This window comes from Devosia sp. (genome assembly GCF_034675085.1).
Classification (GTDB): domain Bacteria; phylum Pseudomonadota; class Alphaproteobacteria; order Rhizobiales; family Devosiaceae; genus Devosia.
In genome coordinates this window covers 1-2,728 of record NZ_JAUCDN010000390.1, presented here as the reverse complement: position 1 = coordinate 2,728, position 2,728 = coordinate 1, and the positions used below count along the sequence as shown (strand labels likewise).

The following is a 2,728-nucleotide window of genomic DNA, read 5'->3' as shown; positions in this document are numbered from 1 at the left end:
TTTCCGGTTATCGCACGGCGCTGGCCGTGGCCGATGGCGAGGGGCGCAACGGGGTGTGGCTGGCCGAGCAGGGGCTGGACGTTCTGGCCATCGATGCCTCCGCCATCGGGCTGGAAAAAGCCCGCAGGCTGGCGGAAAAGCGCGGCGTCACCCTTGCGACCCGCCAACTCGACATCGCCCTTTATGACTGGCCGGCCGAGCGCTTCGACGTCATCGCCGTCATCTTCATCCAGTTCGCGCCGCCCGCTTTGCGCGATGCCATCTTCGCCGGCATGGCGCGGGCGCTGGCGCCCGGCGGCCTCCTGCTGGTGCAGGGCTACCGGCCCGAACAGCTCGCCTATGGCACGGGCGGGCCTGCCCAGGTCGAAAACCTTTATACCGAGCCCTTGCTGCGCAGCAGCTTCGCCGCGCTCGACATCATCCATCTCGGCGTCCATGACAGCGTCCTGGCCGAAGGCGCGGCCCATAGCGGCCCCTCGGCGCTGATCGATCTGGTGGCGCGCAAACCCAAGGGAGCGAGCCAACCATGAGCTATCGCGTCATTGCCCATATCGAGGATGGCGCGCAGGCGCGGGCGCTGATCGTGGCGTTGCGCGCCTATGGCTTCCACCCGCTCGAGCCGGGCGATGGCGGCTTTCCCGGCGTGCCGAATTTCTTCACCGATGCCGGCATTCCGGTGCAGGTGCCCGAGGAGGAAGCCGCCGATGCCGGCGAACTGGCCGCCGCGCTGCTCAAGGAAATGGGTGGGACCGAGGGGTAGGGGGCGCTATTGGACCCACCTCCACGGTGTCATGCCGGCGCAGGCCGGCATCCATATCCGCATCTTTCCCCCTCATCGCGGGCGTGGTCAGCCTTCAGCCTGGATTCCGGCCTGCGCCGGAATGACCCGGCGGTAAAGATACTCCTCCCCCAAAATGGCCATAATATCGGTCTCTGCTTGCAATTGAATGCGGTGGGCGCTTTGGTTATAAGCCGACAGGGCAGTTAACCTTTTCTTGAGACTTGGGCAGGAGCGGAACCCATGAAGGACTGGATGCGCGGATCGCTTTCCGCATTGGGCGTGGCCACACTCGCCATCACGCTGGCGGCATGTCAGTCCACCGGTTCCAATACCAGCAATATCAACCGCATCGGCGCCCCGGCGCAGTTGCAGCCGGTGCAGAATTCCACCGTGCAGCAGAATACCCTGCCGGCCCTGGGCGCGGCTTCGGGCACGCCAGCGCCGGGCCTGTCGGGCCAGCCCGTGCTGGGTGGCGTTCCCGCCAATCAGCAGGCTTCCATCGCCACGCCGGGGGGCGCGCCGTCCTCCATCGTCTCGCTCGATCCTCTGGCCCAGCCGGTTGCGGGCGGCATGAGCGCCGGCCCCGAAGGGGCCTGGAACGTGGTGGCCGGTTCGGCCACCTGCCGCATCAACCTGCCGCTCACCGCCAAGACCGGCACCAGCTATTACCGCGCCTCGGCGCCGGGCTGCATCGTGCCGCAGATTGCCGCCGTCACCGGCTGGCAGCAGGTGGGCAGCCAGCTCCAGCTCTATGATGAAAACGGCAATATCGCCGCCTTCCTCGCCCCCTCGGGCGGCCGCTATATCGGCACCATGGGCGGTGGCCAGGCCATCTCCATGTCGCGCTGAGTTTTCGGTGGCTCCCTTCACCTCTCCCTTTGGGGGAGAGGTCGGCGCTCCGCGCCGGGTGAGGGGGCCTTTTCTTATTTCCGTGCGTGGGGAAAGCCCCCTCACCCGCCCCCAAAGGGCTCGACCTCTCCCCCCAAGGGAGAGGTGAAGAGGGCGCTGATATCATCATGTCATCCATTTCTTCCCGACCATCCGCCGGCTCCGTCCATGCCGCCTATGACGATCTGGTCGCGCGCGGCGCGCTGATGGCCGATCCGGCCCAGAGCGAGGCGGCCTTGGCGCTGGATCGGGTTCTGGCCGACCTGGTGGCGGCGCGGCGCAAGAAGCGCTTCGGCCTCTTCGACAAGCCGCGGCCGGTGCGCGGGCTCTATCTTTACGGCGAGGTAGGGCGGGGCAAGACCATGCTCATGGACCTGTTTTTTGCCGCCGCGCCCTTCGCCGAAAAGCGGCGGGTGCATTTCCATGAATTCATGGACGAGGTGCATGTGGGCATCGCCGCCTTCCGCAAGTCGAAGAAGGGCCGCGATGACGACGCCGACCCGATCGCGGCGGTGGTGCGGCCGCTGCTCAGGTCGGGGTTGCGCCTTTTGTGCCTGGACGAATTTCACGTCCACGACATCACCAATGCCATGCTGCTCGACCGGCTGTTCGGCCAGCTCTTTGCCGGCGGGGTGACGCTGGTGGCCACCTCCAATGTGATCCCCGACGATCTCTACAAGGATGGGCTCAACCGCCAGCTGTTTTTGCCCTTCATCGCGCTGCTCAAGCAGCGGACCGAGGTGGTGGCGCTGCTCTCGGCGCAGGACTACCGGCGGCTCAAATTTGCCGGCCAGCACGTCTATGTCTTTGGCAGCGGCCCGGACGTGCGCGCCGAGATGGACCGGCTCTGGCTGCGCATCACCGGCGGCGAGAGGGGCGCGCCGGGCGTGGTGGAGAGCATCGGCCGGAAGATCGCGGTGCCGCTTACCGCCATGGGTGCGGCACGGTTCGGGTTTTCGGATCTGTGTGAAAAGCCGCTGGGCTCGCGCGATTTCGTGCGCATCGCCCACCAGTTCGATTCCATCCTCATCGACGACATCCCGCAGATGGACCGCACCA

4 protein-coding genes are annotated in these 2,728 nt (G+C 66.5%); all 4 read left to right on the top strand.

Features of this window, described 5'->3' with window-relative positions:
* Positions 1-530 (top strand): class I SAM-dependent methyltransferase (locus VDP82_RS16755; RefSeq protein ID WP_323015966.1); only part of this gene is annotated, 530 nt, incomplete at its 5' end.
* Entirely contained in the window at positions 527-760 is a 234-nt protein-coding gene (locus VDP82_RS16750; RefSeq protein WP_323015965.1) for a hypothetical protein, read from the top strand. The genes VDP82_RS16755 and VDP82_RS16750, both read left to right, overlap by 4 nt.
* Positions 761-1,021: 261 nt before the next feature.
* Positions 1,022-1,630, top strand: coding sequence for an AprI/Inh family metalloprotease inhibitor (locus VDP82_RS16745; RefSeq protein WP_323015964.1), 609 nt, complete (start codon positions 1,022-1,024; stop codon positions 1,628-1,630).
* A 167-nt stretch (positions 1,631-1,797) separates the two neighbouring features.
* On the top strand, positions 1,798-2,728 hold a 931-nt coding region (gene zapE, locus VDP82_RS16740; RefSeq protein WP_323015963.1), incomplete at its 3' end, for a cell division protein ZapE.

Excerpts from the sequence above, each read along its gene's own strand:
- VDP82_RS16750 (WP_323015965.1), top strand. The coding sequence starts at position 527 with ATGAGCTATCGCGTCATTGCCCATATCGAGGATGGCGCGCAGGCGCGG.
- VDP82_RS16745 (WP_323015964.1), top strand. The coding sequence starts at position 1,022 with ATGAAGGACTGGATGCGCGGATCGCTTTCCGCATTGGGCGTGGCCACA.